This window comes from Tsuneonella aeria (genome assembly GCF_009827495.1).
GTDB lineage: Bacteria > Pseudomonadota > Alphaproteobacteria > Sphingomonadales > Sphingomonadaceae > Tsuneonella > Tsuneonella aeria.
Genome location: NZ_WTZA01000001.1, coordinates 125,276 through 144,778, shown reverse-complemented (window position 1 = coordinate 144,778; position 19,503 = coordinate 125,276). Strand labels below are relative to the sequence as shown.

Genomic DNA, 19,503 nt, shown 5'->3' with positions numbered 1-19,503 from the left:
TGATTACAGTTGTAAACCTGAAGCGTGGATGAACATCGCAGCGTTGGCCGCGCACGTTGGTCGGCCGGAATGTGCCGTCGGTCGAACGGCGGGCAGCGCGAGATCGCTCTGGCGAGCGGCACCAAAAGCCGCCATCACGCGGGCGATGCCGCACACCGCCTACGCTTTCGGGCCGTTTCATCTCGATCCCGCCGACCGCCGCCTGCTGAGGGATGGCGCGCCGGTGGAGGTTTCGGCGCGCTATCTCGACGCGCTGATCCTGCTGGCGTCGGAAAACGGCCGGCTGGTCAGCAAGGACCGTTTCCACGCGGAGGTCTGGCGCGGCATCCCCGTGACGGACGAGGCGCTGACCCAGTGCATCCGTTCGCTGCGCAAGGCGCTCGACGATGATGCGGCGAACCCGGCCTACATCGAGACGGTTCCGCGGCATGGCTACCGCTTCATCGCGCCGGTGACGGAGGCCCAGTCCGGTGCGATTCCGGCGGCGAACGGGCCGGTGCCCGTGGTCCAGCTGCCAGCCGCCTGGCCCGGCGCCGCGCGGGAAGTATTGGCGGCGGCGTTCGGCGGGGCGATCGCTGGTATCGTCGGCGCGATAGGATACGTCATGGCGGGCCTGGTCGCCCCGGGGGTCGGCGCGGCATCGACTATGCTGACGCTGGTGACGGTCAACCTCGTCCTCGGCTTCGCGGCGGGCGCGTTCGTCGGCGGCGGAATTGCGGCGGGCGCGGCATGGGGCGGGCGCTCCGTTGCCTGGCTTGCCGCTGGGGGAGCGGCCGGCGGGCTGCTGGTGGGGGCGATTGCGCGGATGATCGGCACCGACCTCCTCACCCTGTTCTTCGGCCAGGCGCCTGTCGCCATGACGGGGGCAGCCGAAGGGGCAATCATCGGCGCCGCATCGGGCATCGCGGCGTGGATTGCGGCCCGGGGCGAAAGCGGCACCGTGTTCGCCCGGATCGCCCCTGCGCCGGTCCTCGGCGCGGCGGCGGGGGCCATCATCGCTCTCGCCGGGGGAAGGCTGATGATCGGCAGCCTGGCCGCGCTCGCTGACCGGTTTGCGCAGTCCCGCTTGCGGATCGATGGCGTCGCGACCCAATGGCTGGCGCTGGTGACGGCGGCCGAATGCGCGCTGTTCGTGACCGGCGTTGTCGCCGCGCTGGTTGTCGCGCGGCGCCTGGGCCCCGCACGCTGACTGGCGATTTCACGGCGATCTCACCGGGCGATCATGACGCTCATGGAACAGGTGGCGCACGTTGGCGGCATCCAGACCATCGAGGAGATACGCCGATGACGACCACTGACATGAGCCCCCGGACAACGCGCCACTTGCGCATGCTCGGCTGGTCGGCGGCCGCGCTGCTGCTGGCCACGCCGGCCATCGCCATGCTGGCCGGCGCCGATGGCGTGAACTGGAGCGCGGGCGATTTCATTTTCGCAGGTGTGATGTTCGGCGTGGTGGGCGGGCTGTTCGAACTTGCCGCCCGGGCAAGCGCGAACCTGGCCTACCGCGCCGCGGTGGTGCTGGCGGTCGCGTGCGCGTTCCTGCAGATCTGGATCAACCTGGCCGTCGGGATCATCGGCAGCGAGGACAACCCGGCGAACGCCACCTACTTCGTCGTCGTGTTGGTGGCGATCGCCGCCGCCTCCGTCGCGGCGGGCAAGGCGCGCGGCATGGCCCGGGCGATGATCGTGGTGCTGGCGGTGCAGCTGCTGTTCACGGCGGCGCACCTTGTGCAGGGGCACTTCACCGCCGTGATAGACCTGTTCTTCGCTTCGCTGTGGTTGCTGTCGTCGCGCCTGTTCGCCCGCGCGGCGGACGAGATCGCCGCCAAGGCGCAGGCCTGACAGCGATGTGAGCGGACGGCGGGCGCGCGGTGCGCCCGCCTGCCGATCAGTACACCCGCTTCTTGGGCTGGATGTACTGCACGTCGTCGGTGAGGGTGTATTCGTGCACCGGGCGATAATCGATGCGCATCGTGCCGCCCTGCCCGCCCCAGCCGTCGAACCATGTCGCGGTATGCTTCATCCAGTTCGCATCGTCGCGCTCGGGGAAATCCTCGTGCGCGTGGGCACCGCGGCTTTCCTTGCGGTTGAAGGCGCTGGTCATCGTGACGCTGGCCTGCGCGATGAGGTTGTCGAGCTCAAGCGTCTCGATCAGATCGCTGTTCCAGATGAGCGATCGGTCGGCGACCGAGATATCGGTCATCGACTGGTACACCGTCGCCAGCTTGTCCACGCCTTCGCGCATCAGCTCGTCGTTGCGGAACACCGCGGCGTGCTGCGTCATCGCCTGCTGCATCGACTTGCGGATGACGGCGGTGGGCGTGCCGCCCTTCGCGTTGCGGAAGTGATCGAGCCGCCCGAGCGCAAGGTCGGCGCTGCCGCTCGGCAATTCCTCGTGCGCGGTGCCCGGCGTGATCAGTTCCTTCAGCCGGTGCCCGGTCGCGCGGCCGAACACCACGAGGTCGATCAGAGAGTTCGAGCCCAGGCGATTGGCGCCGTGGACGGAAACGCACGCGGCCTCGCCCACAGCGAACAGGCCCGGAACCACGGTTTCGGGATTGCCGTCCGCACCGATGGTGACGACTTCGCCGTGGTAGTTACAGGGAATGCCGCCCATGTTGTAATGGACCGTGGGCGAGACCGGCAGCGGCTGGCGCGTCAGGTCCACGTTGGCGAAGATCTTGCCGCTTTCGGTGATGCCCGGCAGCCGTTCGGCCAGCACCTTGGGATCGATGTGATCGAGGTGCAGGTAAATATGGTCCTTGTTCGGGCCGACACCGCGCCCTTCGCGGATTTCCAGCGCCATCGACCGGCTGACGACGTCGCGGCTGGCGAGGTCCTTGGCCGAAGGGGCGTAGCGTTCCATGAACCGCTCGCCTTCGGAATTGGTCAGGTATCCGCCTTCGCCCCGCGCGCCTTCGGTTATCAGCACGCCCGCGCCGTAGATGCCGGTGGGGTGGAACTGGACGAACTCCATGTCCTGCAGCGGCAATCCCGCGCGCAGGACCATGCCGCCGCCGTCACCCGTGCAGGTGTGCGCGCTGGTCGCGGTGAAGTAGCATCGGCCGTACCCGCCGGTCGCCAGCACCACCGCCTTGGCGCGGAACCGGTGGATCGATCCGTCATCGAGGCACATGGCGATCACGCCGCGGCAGGCGCCGTTTTCCATGATGAGGTCGATGGCGAAGTATTCGATGAAGAAGTCCGCGTCGTACTTCAGGCTCTGCTGGTAGAGCGCGTGGAGCATCGCGTGGCCGGTGCGGTCGGCCGCTGCGGCGGTGCGCTGCACCGGCGGGCCTTCGCCCATGTTCTGCATGTGCCCGCCGAACGGGCGCTGGTAGATCGTGCCGTTTTCGTTACGACTGAACGGCACGCCGGCGTGCTCCAGCTCGTAAACCGCGGCCGGTGCCTCGCGCACCATGTATTCGATCGCGTCCTGGTCGCCCAGCCAGTCCGATCCCTTGACGGTGTCGTACATGTGCCAGGTCCAGTGATCCGGGCTGTTGTTGCCCAGGCTCGCCGCGATGCCGCCCTGTGCCGCCACGGTGTGGCTGCGGGTGGGGAACACCTTGGTGATGCACGCTGTGCGCAGGCCCGATTCCGCGGCGCCCATCGTGGCGCGCAGGCCGGAGCCGCCCGCCCCTACGACGACGACATCGTACGTGTGGTCGATAATCTTGTAGGCGTCGGCGGCCATCAGGCGGCTCCCGTGGAAAGGACGAGGCGGACGAGGCAGTAGATCGTAAAGAATGCCGCCGCGTAGGTCACGATGTCGAGCAGCAGCATGATCGCGATCCTGTTCGACGGCACGTGCGCGTAGTCTTCGATGAAGACGCGCAGGCCCAGCCGGTTGTGCCACAGCGTGCCGAGCAGGAACGCGGCCAGGGCGATCGCCGGCAGCGGCCCCGCGATCCATTCGCGCACCGTGGCGTATTGCAGGTCCGGCAGCAGCAGGATCGACACCAGCAGGAACACGGTGGGGATCAGCACGAATGCGCCGCTGATCCGTTCGAGCCACCAGTGATGCGCGCCGCTGTGCGCGGAGCCGAGCCCGCGTACGCGTCCGATTGGAGTTCCGTTACCCATCGCGTTCAATCCTCAACGAAGCAGCAGCGCGGCCCAGAACGCCGCCGTCAGCACCGGCGCACCGATCAGCACCGCGCGCGACCAGAACTTGTTGGTGTCAAGTTCGTACCCCGCGCCGGCATCCAGCACGAAGTGGCGCAGGCCGGACAGGGTGTGTTCGAACAGGGCCCAGGTGGTCACCACCAGCGCGATCCGCGCCAGGATGCTGACGATGCCCTGCAACCCATCGCCCTCGCCGGTCCAGATCCAGCTGGCGAAACTGGCGTAGGCTTCCGGCCCCGCGGCCAGCGCGCCGATCCACCACAGCATCAGCGGCAGGCCCACAAACGCGAGGATCGATCCCGAGGCGCGGTGGAGGATGGAAACCGCCATGTGCGGGCCCCATTTCCAGATTTGCAGGTGCGGAGAGAGGGGGCGATTGGCCATCGAGTGATCCCGGTTGCGATTGCGCCATCCCCTTAACGCCTTGCCGCGCCCGTGCAAGCGGGCCGCTCGACTTGCGCGCGCTTGTGCCCGATAGGGCGTGGATGAAGACGATCCTCCTCACCGGTGCCTCGCGCGGAATCGGCGCCGCGACGCGCACCGCGCTCGAGGCGCGCGGGGTCCGGGTGGTCGGCCAGGCCACGCGCGCCGGGCCCGGCCTCATCGCCGCCGATTTCGCCGATCCCCAGGCGCCGCACGGCCTGTGGGAACAGGCGCTGGACGAAGCGGGCGGCACGATCGACGTGCTGGTCAACAACGCCGGCCTGTTCGCGGCGAACGCGCTCGATGCCTCCGACATCGGCTGGCTCGACGCGTGGGAAGATACGCTGCGGATCAACCTCACCAGCGCGGCCCAGCTCAGCCGGTTCGCCGTGCGGCACTGGCAGGAACGGGGCGTGGGCGGGCGCATCGTCCACGTCGCCAGCCGCGCCGGGCACCGCGGCGATTCGCCTGCGCACTGGCACTACGCGGCGGCCAAGGGCGGCATGCTGGCGCTGCACAAGACGATCGCGCGGCAATACGCGCGCGACGGCGTGCTGAGCTTCGCCATCGCGCCAGGGTTCACCGACACCGACATGGCGGGCGATTACCTCGCCAGCCGCGGCGGTCCGGGCCTGCTCGCCGACATTCCCCTGGGCCGGGTCGCGACCCCGGGCGAGATCGCCGCGATGATCGTGTTCTGCGCGCTCGACGCCCCGCCCAGCATGACCGGCGCGACGCTCGACGCCAACGGAGCAAGCTATGTCCGCTAGGATCCTGTTGGCTGGCCTTGCCGCGGCGGCAACCGCCGCGTGCGCGCCCCTCGTTGGTCTGCCAAATTCAGCAGGCCCGACACCGGACCCGCGAGCGTGGGCGGCGGCCTGCACAGAGATGGACGATTGGGACAAGCCCGGCCCGCCGTTCCGTGTCTACGGGAACACATATTACGTCGGCACATGCGGGATCACCGCGCTGCTCGTCACGGGGCCACAGGGCCACGTCCTGATCGACAGCGGGACCGACAAGGGCGCGGACGTCGTGCTGGCCAACATCCGCGCGCTGGGCTTCGATCCGCGCGACGTGAAGGCCGTGCTGATCAGTCACGAACATTTCGATCACGTCGGCGGCATGGCGCGCATCCAGGCGGCGACCGGCGCGACCGTAGTGGCCACGCCGGACGCCGCGAAAGTCCTGCGCACCGGCAAGACGGCGGCGGCCGACCCGCAGGCGGGATCCGGCCACCCGCCATTCGCTCCCGTGTCAGGCCCCATCTCGGAGGTGCGCGACGAACGTCCGCGGACCTTCGCCGGCATGGCCTTCACCCCGATGATGACGCCCGGCCATACGCTCGGCGCGACGAGCTGGTCGTGGCAATCGTGCGCTGACGGCGTCTGCCAGACGATCGTCTACGTCGACAGCCTCAATCCCATCAGCGATGAAACCTATCGCTTCAGCGATCATCCCGCGCTGGTTTCCGCATTTCGCGCCGGCATCGCCAGCGTCGCCGCCGCGCCGTGCGACGTGGTGCTGGCCCCGCACCCTTCGGCCGCCGCGATGCGCGATCGGCTGCTCGGCGCGAAGCCGCTGGTCGATCCCGCCGGGTGCCGCGCCTACGCCGCGACCGCAGCTGCCCGGCTCGACGCGCGACTGGCGAAGGAAGGTGCCGGTGGCTGATTGCTGGACCGTGCGCGCCGAAGTCCCGCGCGAGATCGCGCGCGCGGCCTTGCTGGCGCACGAGGATGACGCGAGCTGGCCCTTGGACTGGGGGCTGGTCGGCATGGAGATCGCCGACGACCGGCCGGAGGACTGGTTCATCGAGGCGTACCTCCCCCGCCCTCCTTCCAAAGCGGACATGGAGCGTATCGCCGCACTGTTCAGCCGGAAACCGCCGAAATTCGCCGTGACCAAGCTGGAACAGCAGGACTGGCTGACCCTGAGCCAGGCCGGGCTGGAGCCGATCGTCGCCGGGCCGTTCCGCGTCCGCACGCCGGACTTCGCGGCCGAGGCCGGGACGATCGACTTCGCGATCCCGGCAAGCCAGGCGTTCGGCACCGGCCATCACGCCACCACCGCCGGCTGCCTCACCATGCTGGCGGCGATGAAGCGGCGCGGGGTGCATGCCCGCAACCTCGCGGACATTGGCACGGGCACTGGCCTGCTCGCTTTCGCCGCCCTCGCCCTGTGGCCCCGCGCCATCGCGACCGCGAGCGATATCGATCCGATCTGCACCAGCGTGGTGGAAGCGAACGCGGCCGCCAACGGGGTGACGCTGGGCGCCGGGCCGGGCGCGGTGACGATGGTGGTGGCCGACGGCATGGCGGACCCGCTGCTCCGGGCGCGCGGGCCTTACGATCTCCTCATCGCCAACATCCTCGCGGGGCCGCTCGAGGCGCTTTCGCGCGACTTCGCGAAATCTGTGGTGCCGGGCGGACACGTGCTCCTCGCCGGGCTGCTGACGACTCAGGAGGCCGGCGTGCGCGCCGCATACCGCCGTGCCGGCTTCCGCCTCGCCGCGCGCATCGTCAAAGGCGACTGGTCGATCCTGTGGCTGCGGCGGCGAAGCGCGCGCTGATCCTGCTGGGCGGCGGACTGGCGGCCGCCGTGCTGCTGTTCCTGCTCACCGCGTGGATCGGCAGCAGCCTGCCGCGGAACGCCGATTGGACCGAGCCGGCCGGCGGCATCCGGATCATGGTGGAAACGAACGGCATCCACACCGCGATCGTCATGCCGCTGGTGACGCCGCAGAAGGACTGGCGCGGCGACTTTCCGGCAAGCGACCTCGCCGGACCGGATCCCGACTACACCCATGTATCGGTCAGCTGGGGGGAGCGCGCCGTGTTCCTCGACACCCCGACCTGGGCCGACCTTTCTCCGGCCTCCACGCTGCGCGCCGCCACGGGGAGCGAGGGATTGCTGCACGTGGCCCACTACGTCCGCCCCGCCCCCGGCGATGCCACGCGCACGCTGACCCTGCGCCCGGCCGAATATGCCCGGCTGGTCGCGCATATCGAACGCCAGATGGTCCCGCCCGAAGCGCGGCGACACTATCCCGGATACGCGGACTGGGACGTGTTCTACACCGCGCGGGGCCGGTACGACTGGCGCAACACCTGCAACCAGTGGACCGCGGACGCCCTCGCCGCCGCGGGGGTCCGCGTCGGCCGCTGGTCGCCCTTCGCGGGCGGGGTGATGAAATGGGTGCCTAGCCCGCAGTCCTGACGATTTCGGCCCAGGCCGCCTCGTCGATCACTTCGATGCCCAGCTCGGCCGCCTTCTTGAGCTTGCTGCCCGCGCCCGGGCCGGCGACGATGAGGTCCGTCTTCGGGCTCACGGTTCCGGCGGCGCGGGCACCCAGGCGCTCGGCCTGCGCCTTCGCCTCGTCACGGCTCATGGTCTCCAGCTTGCCGGTGAACACCACGGTCTTGCCGCTGACCGCGCTCGCCCGGGTCTCGATCTCGTAACGCGGCGGAGCGACTTCGCCGAGAAGATCGTCCCAGACCGTGCGGTTGTGCGGTTCGTGGAAGAAGTCGCCCAGCGCCTCGACCACGACAGGCCCCACGCCCTCCACCGCGGTGAGTTCCGCCGCGGCTTCGGCGTCGCCGGCGTGCGCCCGTTCCGCGGCGGCGCGCAGGGCGGGCAGTTCGTAAAAGCGCTTCATCAGGTCGCGCGCGGTCACCGCGCCGACGTGACGGATGCCGAGGGCGAACAGCAGCCGCGCGGCATCGGGGTTCCGCTTCGCCTCGATCGCCGCGAGCAAGCTCGCGACCGATTTTTCCTGCCAGCCTTCGCGTCCGACAAGATCGGCCCGATGCCGGTGGAGGCGGAAGATGTCGCCCGGGCCGGCCGCCAGCCAGCCGAGGTCGAGGAATTCCGCGATCGTCTTTTCGCCCAGCCCTTCGATATCCAGCGCCGCGCGGCTGACGAAGTGGCGCAACCGTTCGAACTGCTGCGCGCGGCACACCAGCCCCCCGGTGCAGCGGACGTCGACCTCGCCTTCTTCCGCCACCGCTTCGCTGCCGCACACCGGGCAGTGATCGGGAAAGGGGTAAGCCGGGCGCTCTTCCGCGCGCGTGAGGTTTTCCACCACCTGCGGAATCACGTCCCCGGCGCGCTGGATGACCACGCGGTCGCCGGGCCGCGCGCCCAGCCGCACGATCTCGTCCCGGTTGTGGAGCGTGACGTTGGTAACGGTGACGCCGCCCACCAGCACGGGCGCCAGCCGGCCGACCGGCGTCAGCTTGCCGGTGCGGCCGACCTGGATGTCGATCGCCTCCAGCGTGGTTTCCGCCCGCTCGGCGGGAAACTTGTGCGCCAGCGCCCAGCGCGGTGCCTTGGCGACGAAGCCGAGCCGCTGCTGGAGGGCGAGATCGTTCACTTTATAGACCACGCCGTCGATATCGTACGGCAAGGCCTCGCGCCGTTCCCCGATGCCGCGGTAGTGCGCCAGCATGGCCCCGGGCGTATCGCAGATCGTGAGGTCGGGGCTGACCGGCACGCCCCAGGCGGCGATCCGCTGCATCATGGCCAGCTGGCTCGTCTCCGGCACCGCGCTCGCCGCGCCCCAGCCATGCGCCAGGAAGCGCAACTTGCGCTGCGCGGTGACGCCCGCGTCCTTCTGGCGCAGCGAGCCAGCGGCGGCGTTGCGGGGCGTGGCGAAGATCTTTCCGCCCGCTTCGGCCTGCGCGGCGTTGAGCGCGGCGAAATCCGCCTTGGACATGTACACCTCGCCGCGAATTTCGAACACGTCTGGAAGAATCTCGCCCTCGCTGCCGGTCAGCACCTGCGGGATGTCGGCGATGTGTGCGACGTTGGGCGTGACATCCTCGCCCACCGTCCCGTCGCCGCGCGTCGCCGCGCGCACCAGGCGCCCCTTTTCGTAGCGCAGCGAACAGGACAGCCCGTCGATCTTGTCCTCGGCCGTAAAGGCAAGCGGGGCGTCCGGCGCCAGCGCCAGGAACCGCCGCACGCGGGCTACGAAATCGGCGACTTCCTCGTCCGAAAAGGCATTGTCGAGGCTCATCATGCGGACTTCGTGCGGCACTTTCGACAGCGGCGAGGCGGCGATCTCGTGCCCGACGGCCTGCGACGGCGAATCCGCGCGAACGAGATGGGGGTAAGCCGCCTCCAGCTCCGCATTGCGGCGGACCAGCGCGTCGTATTCGGCGTCGGTGATCTCGGGCGTGTCCTCGGCATGATAGAGCCGGTTGTGGCGGGCGATCGCCCTGGCCAGCCGCATCAGTTCGTTGGCGGCATCCGCTTCGCTGGTTGTGGTCATCGTCCCTGCAGTACCGCAATGATGGCCGCTTCGTTGGCGGCGTAGGCCGGGTCGCCCGGCGTGATGATCGCAAAGTGGCTCACGCCCGGATTCGTCCGCACGACGACGCGCGCGCCGCCGGCGCCCGCTTCGGCCAGCGAAGCAGCGGGCGGCGCGGGGAGCCTGGCCTGGACGAAGAGTATCTCGCGCAGCATCGGGCGCGGCGCGATCGCGTTCCCGCGACCGTCATCGCCGAGGAACGGCCCGACCGAAGAGAATTCGCACAAGGCATCGAACGCCGGCTGTTCACGGCCGACGCTGGCCGGTCCGTCCAGCACGATCGCCGCCCGCGCGGTGAGGGCGTTCCGCCCCGGCAGCGGCCCGCCTTCGCCTTCCGGGCCCGGCAGCCATAGCGCCGGCAGCGCACCGGCCGAATGGCCGACCAGCGTCACCCGTGCACGGTCGATCGGGTGGCGCCTTGCCACCTGGTCGATCAGGCCCGCCGCGTCGCGCCAGTCGGCGAACGAGCCCGGCCATCCGCCCCCGTCCCCCACTTCGCGGTAATCGACGTTGAGCGTGGCGATCCCCTGCTGCTGCCAGCGTGTGGCCAGCGGCGCCATGTAGTTCTGATCCGCGATGCCGGTCTTCCAGCAGCCGCCGTGGAATATCACCGCCATCGGAAAGGGGCCCTCTCCGGCCGGAACGCGCAGTTCGGCGATCCCGCGCGGATGGCTGGCATAGCGCAGCACGGCATCTGGCGGCGAAGGCGCAAGGTTGGCGTCCGTGCCGTACATGCCCAGCGGCGCGGGGCGCGGGGCGTCCGGTCTTTCGTTCATCGCGCAACCCGCCAGGCAAAGCGCCGCGCCCGCCGCCACCATTCCCCTGAGAACCGACCGCACGCCATCACCCATTACACGCCTTCCAGCAGCCGGTCGGCCTGGGCGCGTGCCTCGGGCGTCACTTCCGCGCCGGACAGCATGCGGGCGATCTCCTCCTGCCGGGCCGCCGCGTCGAGCAGGGCCACCGAGGTGCGCGTGACGGTGCCGTCGCTCGACTTGTGAATGACGTAGTGCGCGCGCCCGCGTGCCGCGACCTGGGGGCTGTGGGTTACGACCAGCACCTGCCCGCCCCCGCCCGCTTCATGGCCCGATTCTTGGCCGGCCAGGCGCGCCAGCCGCTCGCCGATCGCGCTTGCCACCGCGCCGCCGACGCCGCGGTCGATCTCGTCGAAGATCATCGTCGCCGCCCCGCCGCTTTCCGCCAGCGCCACCTTCAGCGCCAGGATGAACCGGCTGAGCTCGCCGCCGCTGGCGATCTTGTTGAGCGGCGCGAAATCGGCGCCGGGATTGGTGGCGATCAGGAATTCGACCGAATCGATACCGTGCGGGCCCCAGCGTTCTTCGGAAAGTTCGGTGACCGCGGTGCGGAAACGGGCGGCGTCCAGCTTGAGCGGCGCCAGTTCCCCCTTCACTGCCGCATCAAGGCGCGCCGCGGCCTCAGCGCGCAGGCCATGCAGTGCACGCGCGCGTTCGCGATACCGGTCGCCGGCGGTGCGGGCGGCGGCCTGCAACGAATCGAGCTCAGCCTCGCCGCCCTCGATCGCGTCGAGCTGGCTGCGGAACGCGCGCATCCGGTCGGGCAGTTCGTCCACTTCGCAGCGGTGCTTGCGGGCGATGGCGCGCAGGTCGAACAGTCGTGTCTCCGCGCGTTCCAGCGCCAGCGGATCGTGGACCAGCGCCTCGCCCGCGGCGGCCAGCTTGTCCTCCGCCTCCCCCGCTTCGATCACGGCGCGGTCGAGGGCGGCGAGGGCCTCTGCCAGCAACGGATGTTCCGGCGCGATCCGGTCGAGCCGGCGGGCCGCGACGCGCAGGGCGGCAAGGGGTGAGTCCGAACCTTCCCAGATGTGGCGCAGTTCCGCGAGATCGCCCGACAGGCGTTCCCCCTTCTGCATCCCGGCCCGCGCCTCAGCCAGGCGCGCTTCTTCCCCCGCTTGCGGCTCAAGCGCGGTCAGTTCGGCGAGGTGGGCGATCAGCAGGTCCTGGTCGGCCTGGGCCGCCGCGACGCTCGCCCGCGCCTCCGCGAGCCGATCCTCCGCCGCGCGCCAGGCGGTCCAGGCATCGGCGACCCCGGCGGCATCCCCTCCGGCAAAGCGGTCGAGCAAGGCCCGGTGCCCGCGCGGATTGGCAAGTCCGCGATCGTCATGCTGGCCGTGCAGTTCCACCAGCGCCGGTGCCAACTCGCGCAGCAGGGCCACCCCGACGGGCTGGTCGTTGACGAACGCCTTGCTGCCGCCGTCCGCCTTCAGCGCGCGGCGCAGGATCAGCGGTTCGCCCGTCTCGATCTCGATATCGGCATCCGACAGCGCCTCGGTCACGGCCCGCGGAAGGACGGGGAAATCGAACGTGGCGGAAACGCTCGCCTTTTCCTCGCCCGCCCGGACCAGGCCGGCGTCGGCACGGTTGCCCAGCACGAGACCGAGCGCGTCCAGCAGGATCGACTTGCCCGCGCCCGTCTCCCCCGTGAGCACGCCCAGGCCGTTCGAGAAATCGAGGTCGAGTGCCTCGATCAGCACGATATTGCGGATGGACAGGCGCGCGAGCATGCCCCCGTGCTCTAGCCCACTCGGATGCCGCCGTCACGGGGTGCGCGCATCACCGCGCGAATGCGAGGAAATCGCCCGGGGACAGGGGCCTAGCTGCAAGGAAGCCCTGGAACGCGGTGCAACCTTCGTCCGCCACGGCCCGCCGCTGCGCCTCCGTTTCGATCCCCTCGGCAACCACTTCCAGCCCCAGCGTGGTTGCCAGCGCGACAATGGCGCGCAGCACCGCCCGGTCGCGCTGGTCGACTTCGATCCCGTCGATCATCGACCGGTCGAGCTTGATCCGGTCGAGCGGAAGCAGCTTGAGGTAGCGAAAATTGCAGAAGCCGCCGCCGAAGTCGTCGAGCGCGATCTGCATCCCGGCGCCCTTCAGCGCGCCCAGCGTGGCGCCGACATCCTCCAGGTTGCCGAGCAGCACCTGTTCGGTGATCTCGAGCGTCAGCCGTGCCGGATCGAAGCCGCTACGGCTCACGATCGCGGCGAACTGCGCGGCGAACCCGTTCGCGGCCAGATCGTCCGGCGTGATGTTGAGCGACAGGCGCAAGCCCCCGGGCCAGGCGGCCGCCGCGGACAGCGCGCGTTCGGCGATGTGGCGCGACAGGGCCGCGACATGATCCGCCCGCCGCGCGATGGAAAACAGCGCGCTTGCCCCCATCGTACCAAGGGTGGGATGCCGCCAGCGCGCCAGTGCCTCGGCCCCGATCAGCCCGCCGCCGGGCAGCGCGAACTGGGGCTGGAACACGATCTCGATCTCGTCGCGGTCGATCGCCGCGAGGAGATCCGCGTCGAGCTGCGCGGCGCGCACACCAGGCGGGCACGGGGCGCGATCCGCCCAGGCCAGGCGCGCACCCGCGCGGTCCTGCGCCCGCTCCAACGTCGCGGCGAGGCTGTCGAGCACGTGGCCGGCCCGCTCACCCGGAAGGACCCGCACCAGCGCCACGCGCGGCCACAGCCGCACCGTCCCGGCGCCATCCACCGCCGGGATCGGCGCCGCGACCGCCTCGGCCAGTGCCTCGCCAAGCCAGTGCCACCGCTCCCGGCTCATCGACTGGCGCGCGACAAGCGCAAAGGTGCCACCGCCGATCCGTGCGGCGACCCAGTCGCGCCGCTCCAGCTCGTCGGTGGCGAGATGCAGCAGGCGCCGGGCAACCTCGACCAGCGCGCCATCGCCCGCCGCCTCGCCATAAGCGAGATTGACGCTGTCGAACCGGCTGAGCCCGATCAGCATGGCGTGCACCCCGGACGATCGTTCGCCCGGCGCGACGCTCCATCCATCGAGCGTGTCGGTCAGCGTCGCCCCATCGGCAAGTCCCGTCAGCGCGTCGCGGCGTATCTCGATCGTCTGGGGGAAGCTCGGCATAACCCGCGCGCTAGCCGCGATCCGCGCCCGGCACACCCGGGACGAACGCCCGCGTTGCCAAATGGGACACGCGCCTCTAGCCAGTGCGCGACCGTCGCAATGTGGGAAGGACGCGCGTGAGCGGCATCGATGTCACACGCCTCGCCATGCTCGTCTCGCCGACGGACCGGGCGCAGGAAGCGGCGGCCGACCTGCGCGCCCATTTCGATTTCGTATCGTTCGACCATGCCGAAGCGGCCATCGTCCTGGGCGGCGACGGGTTCATGCTGCAGACGCTGCACCATATGCTCGATGCCGGGCGGGTCATCCCGACATACGGCATGAACTGCGGCACCGTGGGCTTCCTGATGAACCGCCACCGCCCCGCGGCAAAAGTGGCCGAACGGCTGCTCAAGGCCAGGCCGTTCGCCATCGCGCCCCTGCGGATGGAAGCGATCGCGCAGGACGGCACGCGCCACGTGGCCTGCGCCATCAACGAAGTGTCGCTGCTGCGCGAAACCCGCCAGACGGCCAAGATCGAGATCGCCCTCGACGGCAAGGTGCGCCTGAAAGAGCTGGTGTGCGACGGCGTGCTGCTGGCGACACCGGCCGGCTCCACCGCCTACAACCTCTCGGCCAACGGCCCGATCCTGCCGCTCGATTCGCAGCTCCTAGCGCTGACGCCGATCAGCCCCTTCCGCCCGCGCCGCTGGTCGGGCGCGGTTCTGCCCGAACGCAGCCGGGTGACATTCAGGGTGAAGGAGCCTGCAAAGCGCCCCGTTTCAGTCGTCGCCGACCAGCGCGAATTCCGCGACGTGGCCGAAGTCCACATCGAAATCGCCCGCGAAGACCAGCTCATGCTGCTGTTCGATCCCGGTCACGCGCTGGACGACCGGATCGTCGCTGAACAGTTCGCGGTATAGGCTTGCCAAGGCCCATGCGCCCCCATATAGGCGCGCTCCTGCCGATCCGGCTGCTCCCCGATAGCTCAGCGGTAGAGTAGGTGACTGTTAATCACTTGGTCGTTGGTTCGAATCCAACTCGGGGAGCCATTTAAAACCAGCGACTTAGCGCGGGATAGGGACAGGGCGTTGGCCGCTGCCCCCGTTCACTGGCCCCTCAACCCGCTGGTCTGAGTTTCGGCTTGCGCCCCGCCGCGCTGGATGGTGCGGCGGGGAGTAGCGCAGCCCACCCCGTTCCTGTTACCGTGACGCGATTGTCAGGGGGGAACCGATGAACCGAAACAAGTTGCTGGCCGCCGTGGCCGTGGTGGCCATCGTGCTTGCCGGCGTCGCGTGGTATTTCGCCTCGCCCGCCTATGCGATGAGCCAGCTCAAATCCGCCGCGGAAAGCGGGGACGCCGCCGCGCTGGAGGATCGGATCGATTTTCCCAAGGTTCGCGAATCGCTGAAGACGCAGCTCCGCGCAGCGATGGCCACCGAACTCGCCAGGCCCGAGATGAAGGACAACCCCTTCGGTGCATTGGGGGCGATGCTGGCCATGGGCATGGTCTACGGGATGGTGGAAGGCTTCGTAACCCCCGAAGGCATGTCGGCGATGATCGCGGAAGGCCGGATGCAGCGTCCCGGCCAGTCACCGGCACCGGCACCGGCGGATGGCGCGGCGGACCGCCAGCCCGTCGACTGGACGGTCGATCGCGACGGCTTCGATCGCTTTACCGCGACGCCTGTCACACCGGACGGGGGGCCTGCCCCCAGCCTCGTGTTCGAGCGCGATGGTCTCGGCTGGAAGCTGTCCGGCCTTGAACTGCCGGCCGAAGGGCTGGGCCAGTAAACGGCGCGCGCCGCGCTGCCTGACCGTCAGTCGAAGTAACGCCGGCGCGGCGGGTCGGTGCGGCTGGCGAAGCGACCCCTGACCGCGTCGTTCACGAACCGGCCGGCCGATCGCGCCGCGCACAGCGCGTCGTACAATTCCGGGGGGACGTCGGAATAGATATAGCGCCGCCCGCCGGTGAACCAGATGCTCAGCTCCCGCTTCGCCGGGCTGTAGGCCGCGCGGTCGATTGCCGATGAAGAACGTAATTCCTGGACGGGCATGCCCGGTCAAAGCCCGCGGCGAATCGGCCGTTCCACGTTCAGCGGCGAACCGAATCGGTTTCGCGCCAGGGCGAATCCCGCGGGTCCCGGAACCGTCCACAAGCGTTCCGGTTGATTCGGCCATGGTGCCGATCCCGCCCCGCGAGCGCGAAACCGCCAACCGCGCCAGGGTCCTGGAGCCGGCGCCCGGGCAACCAGGACAATTTCACATATGCCCCGTCTGCGGCCAGCGTGTTGACCGGCGCCGGCTGGGCGATGTCATCCATCACGAAGCACCGGTCCACGATCCTTTGCCCGATGCCGATCACCGTGCGACGGACCTTTTGCCGCGCCGCCCCGTTTAACGGGTTCTGATACACAGGGATTATGCGATGTTTCTCAGGCTGGCAGCTCTCGGCGCGCTCGGTTACGCCGGATACAAGTATCTCCAGGGGTCCGGGGCTTTCGACGCGCCGCCGGCCCAGGAGGATGACGATATCGAAGGGCTCGCGGGCGGCCCCCTCAGCGACCGGGCAAAAGTCGTCCATGCGGATGAAGCGCCCTTCGACTGAGCCGGCGCCGGTCAGCTTGCCATCAAGCGGGCCCCGACCCGGATTGTCAGCGCCGATGTGAGCCGACGAATCACGTAGCGGACGGCGGGCAGACCGCCCCGAAACCCCGATTAAGCGCGCACTGCGGTCAAGCCCAGTGCGCCGCGCGGCGGCGTCAGCCTGCCTATCCAAGGCGAAGTGCCTGTAACCACCGGCGCAGCAGGCTATTCGCACCAAAGCGCGCAGCAGCGCGGTCAGCGCGTAAGCGGCGGCAGGAAGCGTCGACGCGCCTGTCTCCGCCGGAGGGAGCGGATCAGCCCGCCGCCGCGGCGTTCGCGCCTGCGCCCACCGCGCCGTGGCAGTGTTTGTACTTGTTGCCCGACCCGCACGGGCACGGCGCATTGCGGCTGATGTCCTGTCCTGCCCACGGATTATCGGCAACGCCGCCCGGCCCGGCGGCCGCCATCGGCGATCCGGCGAGCGACCCGAACATCGCGCCCATCGCGCGCGAACCGTCGCCGTCGTCAGAATTCTCGAACCCTGTCAGCGGATCGATATGGCCGGTCAGGAAATCCGGAAGCTCCGGCAGCGAAAGGGGCGCCTGCGGTGCGTTGAAGCGGAATTCGCTGCGCATGAGGATCGAGGTCACGTCTTCGCGCAGGGTTTCGAGCATCCGCTCGAACAGCATGAACGCCTCGCGCTTGTATTCGTTGATCGGCTGCTTCTGCGCATAGGCGCGCAGGAAGATCACCTGGCGCAGCGCGTCGAGCGTGGCGAGGTGTTCCTTCCAGTGGTGGTCCAGCCGTTCCAGCAGTATCTGCTTTTCCAGCCGTCTCCACATGTCGGGCTCGACCTCGGCGATCTTGCGCTCCATCAGGTCGTCGGTCAGCTTCTGGAGGCGCTCTTCGAAAAGCTCGGGCTCGACGTGATCTTCGTTGACCCATTCATCGAACGGGGCGTCGATGCCCAGCACGTCCTGCACGCGCTGCTTCAGCCCGGCGATGTCCCACTGTTCCGGATAGGACTCGGGCGGGCACGCGTCGCCGATCAGGGTGTTCACGGTGTCCCGGCGCATGTCGAACACCACGTCGTCCACCGTATCGGCATCCATGATGTCGGCGCGCTGTTCGTAGATGACCTTGCGCTGGTCGTTCATCACGTCGTCGTATTCGACCACCTGCTTGCGAACGTCGTAGTTGCGCGCTTCCACCTTCTTCTGGGCGGTCTCGATCGCCTTCGACAGCCACTTGCTGCCGATCGCCTCGCCATCTTCGAGGTTGGAATTCATCATCCGGGCGAACAGCGTGTCCGGCCCGAAGATGCGCAGAAGGTCATCCTCCAGGCACAAGTAGAACCGGCTGAGGCCGGGATCGCCCTGGCGGCCCGAACGGCCGCGAAGCTGGTTGTCGATGCGCCGCGATTCGTGCCGTTCCGTGCCCAGCACGAACAGGCCGCCGGCCGCCAGCACCTGCTCGCGCTCGGCGGCGACTTCCTGCTTGATGCGCGCGACGGCGGCGTCCCGCTCCGGCCCTTCGGGCATGTCGCGCAGCTCGTCCTCCACCCGGAACTCGACGTTGCCGCCCAGCTGGATGTCGGTGCCGCGGCCGGCCATGTTGGTGGCGATCGTGACCGCGCCCAGGCGTCCGGCCTGCGCCACGATGTGCGCTTCCATTTCGTGGAAGCGCGCGTTGAGGACGGAGTGCTTGACGCCCTCCTCCTCCAGGAACTTGCTGAGGAGCTCGCTTTTCTCGATGGAGACGGTGCCGACCAGGGTGGGCTGGCCGATCTTGGATTTCTCGGCGATGGCCTTGGCGATCGCCTTGAACTTGTCCTGCGTGTTCTTGTAGAATTCGTCTTCCTCGTCGATCCGCGCGACCGGCTTGTTGGTCGGGATCTCGACGACGTTCATCTTGTAGATGTCCCAGAACTCGGCCGCCTCGGTCGCGGCGGTGCCGGTCATGCCGGACAGCTTGGGATACATGCGGAAGTAGTTCTGGAAGGTGATCGAGGCCATCGTCTGGTTCTCGGGCTCGATCCGCACGCCTTCCTTCGCCTCGACCGCCTGGTGCAGGCCGTTCGACCAGCGCCGGCCATCCATCATGCGGCCGGTGAATTCATCGATGATGACGATCTTTTCGTCCTTCACGATGTAGTCGATGTCGCGCTTGAACATCACGTTCGCGCGCAGCGCCTGGTCGAGGTGGTGGACGACCTGCGTGTTTTCCACGTCGTAGAGGTTCGGCGTCGCCATCAGGCCGCTGTCGGCCAGCAGCGCTTCGATCTTCTCGGCGCCGTCCTCGGTCCAGGAAATGTTCTTCGACTTCTCGTCGGCTTCGTAGAAGCTGGGATCGATGCCCTTCACGATGGCGTCGATCGCGATGTAGAGATCCTGCTTGTCCTCGGTCGGGCCGGAGATGATCAGCGGGGTGCGCGCCTCGTCGATCAGGATCGAATCCACCTCGTCGACGATGGCGTAGTTGAAGGGGCGCTGCACCATCTGGGCGCGTTCGTGCTTCATGTTGTCGCGCAGGTAGTCGAAGCCGAATTCGTTGTTCGTGCCATACGTGATGTCGCTGGCATAGGCCTCGCGCCGCTCGTGCTCGCTGAGGTTGGGAACGATGACCCCGACCGTGAGGCCGAGGAACTGGTGGATGCGCCCCATCCAGTCCGCGTCGCGCCGGGCGAGGTAGTCGTTCACCGTGACGACGTGGACGCCCTTGCCCTCGATCGCGTTGAGATAGGTCGCCAGCGTGGCGACCAGCGTCTTGCCCTCGCCCGTCCGCATTTCCGCGATCTCGCCCCGGTGAAGGACGATGCCGCCCACCATCTGCACGTCGAAGTGGCGCATGCCCAGCACGCGCACGCCCGCTTCGCGCACGGTGGCGAAAGCTTCGGGCAGGATATCGTCGAGCGTGCTGCCCCCGGCGATCTGGTCGCGGAACTTCTGCGTCTGCCCGGCAAGCTCCGCGTCGCTGAGCGCCTGGATCTGCGGCTCGAGCGCGGCGATCTGGCGGACGACCTTGTCGATCGACCGCACGTAACGGTCGTTGGACGACCCGAAGAGAGCCTTGGCGAAATTCTGGATCATGGGAAAAGCCCTGCGGCTGGAACTGTAAACAGGAAGCCGCGGCGCATGCTGGCGCCCGCGACTGCAATCGGTGGGATGCGAAAAAGGG

Annotated in this window: 18 protein-coding genes and 1 tRNA gene; 10 read left to right on the top strand and 9 right to left on the bottom strand. The window is 68.9% G+C overall.

The annotated features are described in order from the left end of the window. The first annotated feature begins 145 nt into the window (after window positions 1-145). A complete protein-coding gene (locus tag GRI40_RS00700; RefSeq protein WP_160609567.1) occupies window positions 146-1,189 on the top strand; it encodes a winged helix-turn-helix domain-containing protein in 1,044 nt (347 codons plus the stop codon). 95 nt (window positions 1,190-1,284) lie between these two features. Continuing rightward, the gene (locus tag GRI40_RS00695; protein WP_160609566.1) at window positions 1,285-1,842 is read left to right on the top strand and encodes a hypothetical protein; all 558 of its coding nucleotides are present in this window, start codon (window positions 1,285-1,287) and stop codon (window positions 1,840-1,842) included. A 46-nt stretch (window positions 1,843-1,888) separates the two neighbouring features. Here GRI40_RS00695 and sdhA read toward each other — a convergent pair whose 3' ends face one another. Genes sdhA through sdhC form a run of 3 tightly spaced genes read right to left on the bottom strand, consistent with a single transcriptional unit; the run spans window position 1,889 to window position 4,512 of the window. Further along, window positions 1,889-3,697, bottom strand: coding sequence for a succinate dehydrogenase flavoprotein subunit (gene sdhA, locus GRI40_RS00690; protein ID WP_160609565.1), 1,809 nt, complete (start codon window positions 3,695-3,697; stop codon window positions 1,889-1,891). Beyond that, window positions 3,697-4,086, bottom strand: coding sequence for a succinate dehydrogenase, hydrophobic membrane anchor protein (sdhD, locus tag GRI40_RS00685; protein WP_160609564.1), 390 nt, complete (start codon window positions 4,084-4,086; stop codon window positions 3,697-3,699). The genes sdhA and sdhD overlap by 1 nt, the downstream gene beginning before the upstream one ends. Window positions 4,087-4,098: 12 nt before the next feature. Further along, window positions 4,099-4,512, bottom strand: coding sequence for a succinate dehydrogenase, cytochrome b556 subunit (gene sdhC / locus GRI40_RS00680; protein ID WP_160609563.1), 414 nt, complete (start codon window positions 4,510-4,512; stop codon window positions 4,099-4,101). Window positions 4,513-4,613: 101 nt separating this feature from the next. Here sdhC and GRI40_RS00675 point away from each other — a divergent pair, with 101 nt between their 5' ends. The 4 genes from GRI40_RS00675 (at window position 4,614) to GRI40_RS00660 (ending at window position 7,767) form a co-directional block, all read left to right on the top strand. Continuing rightward, window positions 4,614-5,321 (top strand): SDR family NAD(P)-dependent oxidoreductase, encoded by a 708-nt coding sequence (locus GRI40_RS00675; RefSeq protein WP_160611289.1) that lies wholly within the window; start codon window positions 4,614-4,616, stop codon window positions 5,319-5,321. 118 nt (window positions 5,322-5,439) lie between these two features. Then, window positions 5,440-6,222 (top strand): subclass B3 metallo-beta-lactamase, encoded by a 783-nt coding sequence (bla, locus tag GRI40_RS00670; protein ID WP_237488966.1) that lies wholly within the window; start codon window positions 5,440-5,442, stop codon window positions 6,220-6,222. Next, window positions 6,215-7,120, top strand: a complete 906-nt coding sequence (locus GRI40_RS00665) for a 50S ribosomal protein L11 methyltransferase (RefSeq protein WP_337190459.1) — start codon at window positions 6,215-6,217, stop codon at window positions 7,118-7,120. Before bla ends, GRI40_RS00665 begins: the two co-directional genes overlap by 8 nt. Continuing rightward, entirely contained in the window at window positions 7,093-7,767 is a 675-nt protein-coding gene (locus tag GRI40_RS00660) for a TIGR02117 family protein (protein WP_337190458.1), read from the top strand. Before GRI40_RS00665 ends, GRI40_RS00660 begins: the two co-directional genes overlap by 28 nt. Here GRI40_RS00660 and ligA read toward each other — a convergent pair. The 4 genes from ligA to GRI40_RS00640 all read right to left on the bottom strand — a co-directional run bounded on the left by ligA (window position 7,751) and on the right by GRI40_RS00640 (window position 13,761). Continuing rightward, window positions 7,751-9,823, bottom strand: a complete 2,073-nt coding sequence (gene ligA / locus GRI40_RS00655) for an NAD-dependent DNA ligase LigA (protein WP_160609561.1) — start codon at window positions 9,821-9,823, stop codon at window positions 7,751-7,753. The two genes, GRI40_RS00660 and ligA, sit on opposite strands and share 17 nt — an antisense overlap. Then, a complete protein-coding gene (locus GRI40_RS00650; RefSeq protein WP_160609560.1) occupies window positions 9,820-10,638 on the bottom strand; it encodes an alpha/beta hydrolase family protein in 819 nt (272 codons plus the stop codon). Before GRI40_RS00650 ends, ligA begins: the two co-directional genes overlap by 4 nt. 74 nt (window positions 10,639-10,712) lie before the next feature. Next, entirely contained in the window at window positions 10,713-12,404 is a 1,692-nt protein-coding gene (gene recN, locus GRI40_RS00645) for a DNA repair protein RecN (protein WP_160609559.1), read from the bottom strand. A gap of 49 nt (window positions 12,405-12,453) precedes the next feature. Next, entirely contained in the window at window positions 12,454-13,761 is a 1,308-nt protein-coding gene (locus GRI40_RS00640) for a bifunctional diguanylate cyclase/phosphodiesterase (protein WP_160609558.1), read from the bottom strand. A gap of 116 nt (window positions 13,762-13,877) precedes the next feature. Here GRI40_RS00640 and GRI40_RS00635 point away from each other — a divergent pair, with 116 nt between their 5' ends. The 3 genes from GRI40_RS00635 to GRI40_RS00625 all read left to right on the top strand — a co-directional run bounded on the left by GRI40_RS00635 (window position 13,878) and on the right by GRI40_RS00625 (window position 15,534). Further along, the gene (locus tag GRI40_RS00635; protein ID WP_337190457.1) at window positions 13,878-14,663 is read left to right on the top strand and encodes an NAD kinase; all 786 of its coding nucleotides are present in this window, start codon (window positions 13,878-13,880) and stop codon (window positions 14,661-14,663) included. Between the two features lie 54 nt (window positions 14,664-14,717). Then, window positions 14,718-14,792: transfer RNA gene (locus GRI40_RS00630), tRNA-Asn, on the top strand. A gap of 181 nt (window positions 14,793-14,973) precedes the next feature. After that, the gene (locus tag GRI40_RS00625) at window positions 14,974-15,534 is read left to right on the top strand and encodes a DUF2939 domain-containing protein (RefSeq protein ID WP_160609557.1); all 561 of its coding nucleotides are present in this window, start codon (window positions 14,974-14,976) and stop codon (window positions 15,532-15,534) included. A 26-nt stretch (window positions 15,535-15,560) separates the two neighbouring features. Here the strand turns inward: GRI40_RS00625 and GRI40_RS00620 are convergent, their stop codons facing one another. Then, window positions 15,561-15,797, bottom strand: coding sequence for a KTSC domain-containing protein (locus GRI40_RS00620; protein ID WP_160609556.1), 237 nt, complete (start codon window positions 15,795-15,797; stop codon window positions 15,561-15,563). 371 nt (window positions 15,798-16,168) lie between these two features. Between GRI40_RS00620 and GRI40_RS00615 the strand changes: the two genes are divergently transcribed. Next, window positions 16,169-16,348 (top strand): hypothetical protein, encoded by a 180-nt coding sequence (locus GRI40_RS00615; RefSeq protein ID WP_160609555.1) that lies wholly within the window; start codon window positions 16,169-16,171, stop codon window positions 16,346-16,348. Between the two features lie 292 nt (window positions 16,349-16,640). Here the strand turns inward: GRI40_RS00615 and secA are convergent, their stop codons facing one another. Then, complete coding sequence (secA, locus tag GRI40_RS00610) at window positions 16,641-19,415, bottom strand: preprotein translocase subunit SecA (RefSeq protein WP_160609554.1); 2,775 nt, start codon at window positions 19,413-19,415, stop codon at window positions 16,641-16,643. Window positions 19,416-19,503 lie beyond the last annotated feature (88 nt).

Coding starts and splice junctions, on each gene's coding strand:
- ligA (WP_160609561.1), bottom strand. CDS start 9,823: ATGACCACAACCAGCGAAGCGGATGCCGCCAACGAACTGATGCGGCTG.
- GRI40_RS00700 (WP_160609567.1), top strand. CDS start 146: ATGCCGCACACCGCCTACGCTTTCGGGCCGTTTCATCTCGATCCCGCC.
- sdhD (WP_160609564.1), bottom strand. CDS start 4,086: ATGGGTAACGGAACTCCAATCGGACGCGTACGCGGGCTCGGCTCCGCG.
- GRI40_RS00625 (WP_160609557.1), top strand. CDS start 14,974: ATGAACCGAAACAAGTTGCTGGCCGCCGTGGCCGTGGTGGCCATCGTG.
- secA (WP_160609554.1), bottom strand. CDS start 19,415: ATGATCCAGAATTTCGCCAAGGCTCTCTTCGGGTCGTCCAACGACCGT.
- GRI40_RS00675 (WP_160611289.1), top strand. CDS start 4,614: ATGAAGACGATCCTCCTCACCGGTGCCTCGCGCGGAATCGGCGCCGCG.
- GRI40_RS00620 (WP_160609556.1), bottom strand. CDS start 15,797: ATGCCCGTCCAGGAATTACGTTCTTCATCGGCAATCGACCGCGCGGCC.
- recN (WP_160609559.1), bottom strand. CDS start 12,404: ATGCTCGCGCGCCTGTCCATCCGCAATATCGTGCTGATCGAGGCACTC.
- sdhA (WP_160609565.1), bottom strand. CDS start 3,697: ATGGCCGCCGACGCCTACAAGATTATCGACCACACGTACGATGTCGTC.
- sdhC (WP_160609563.1), bottom strand. CDS start 4,512: ATGGCCAATCGCCCCCTCTCTCCGCACCTGCAAATCTGGAAATGGGGC.
- bla (WP_237488966.1), top strand. CDS start 5,440: ATGGACGATTGGGACAAGCCCGGCCCGCCGTTCCGTGTCTACGGGAAC.
- GRI40_RS00650 (WP_160609560.1), bottom strand. CDS start 10,638: ATGAACGAAAGACCGGACGCCCCGCGCCCCGCGCCGCTGGGCATGTAC.
- GRI40_RS00615 (WP_160609555.1), top strand. CDS start 16,169: ATGTTTCTCAGGCTGGCAGCTCTCGGCGCGCTCGGTTACGCCGGATAC.
- GRI40_RS00695 (WP_160609566.1), top strand. CDS start 1,285: ATGACGACCACTGACATGAGCCCCCGGACAACGCGCCACTTGCGCATG.
- GRI40_RS00640 (WP_160609558.1), bottom strand. CDS start 13,761: ATGCCGAGCTTCCCCCAGACGATCGAGATACGCCGCGACGCGCTGACG.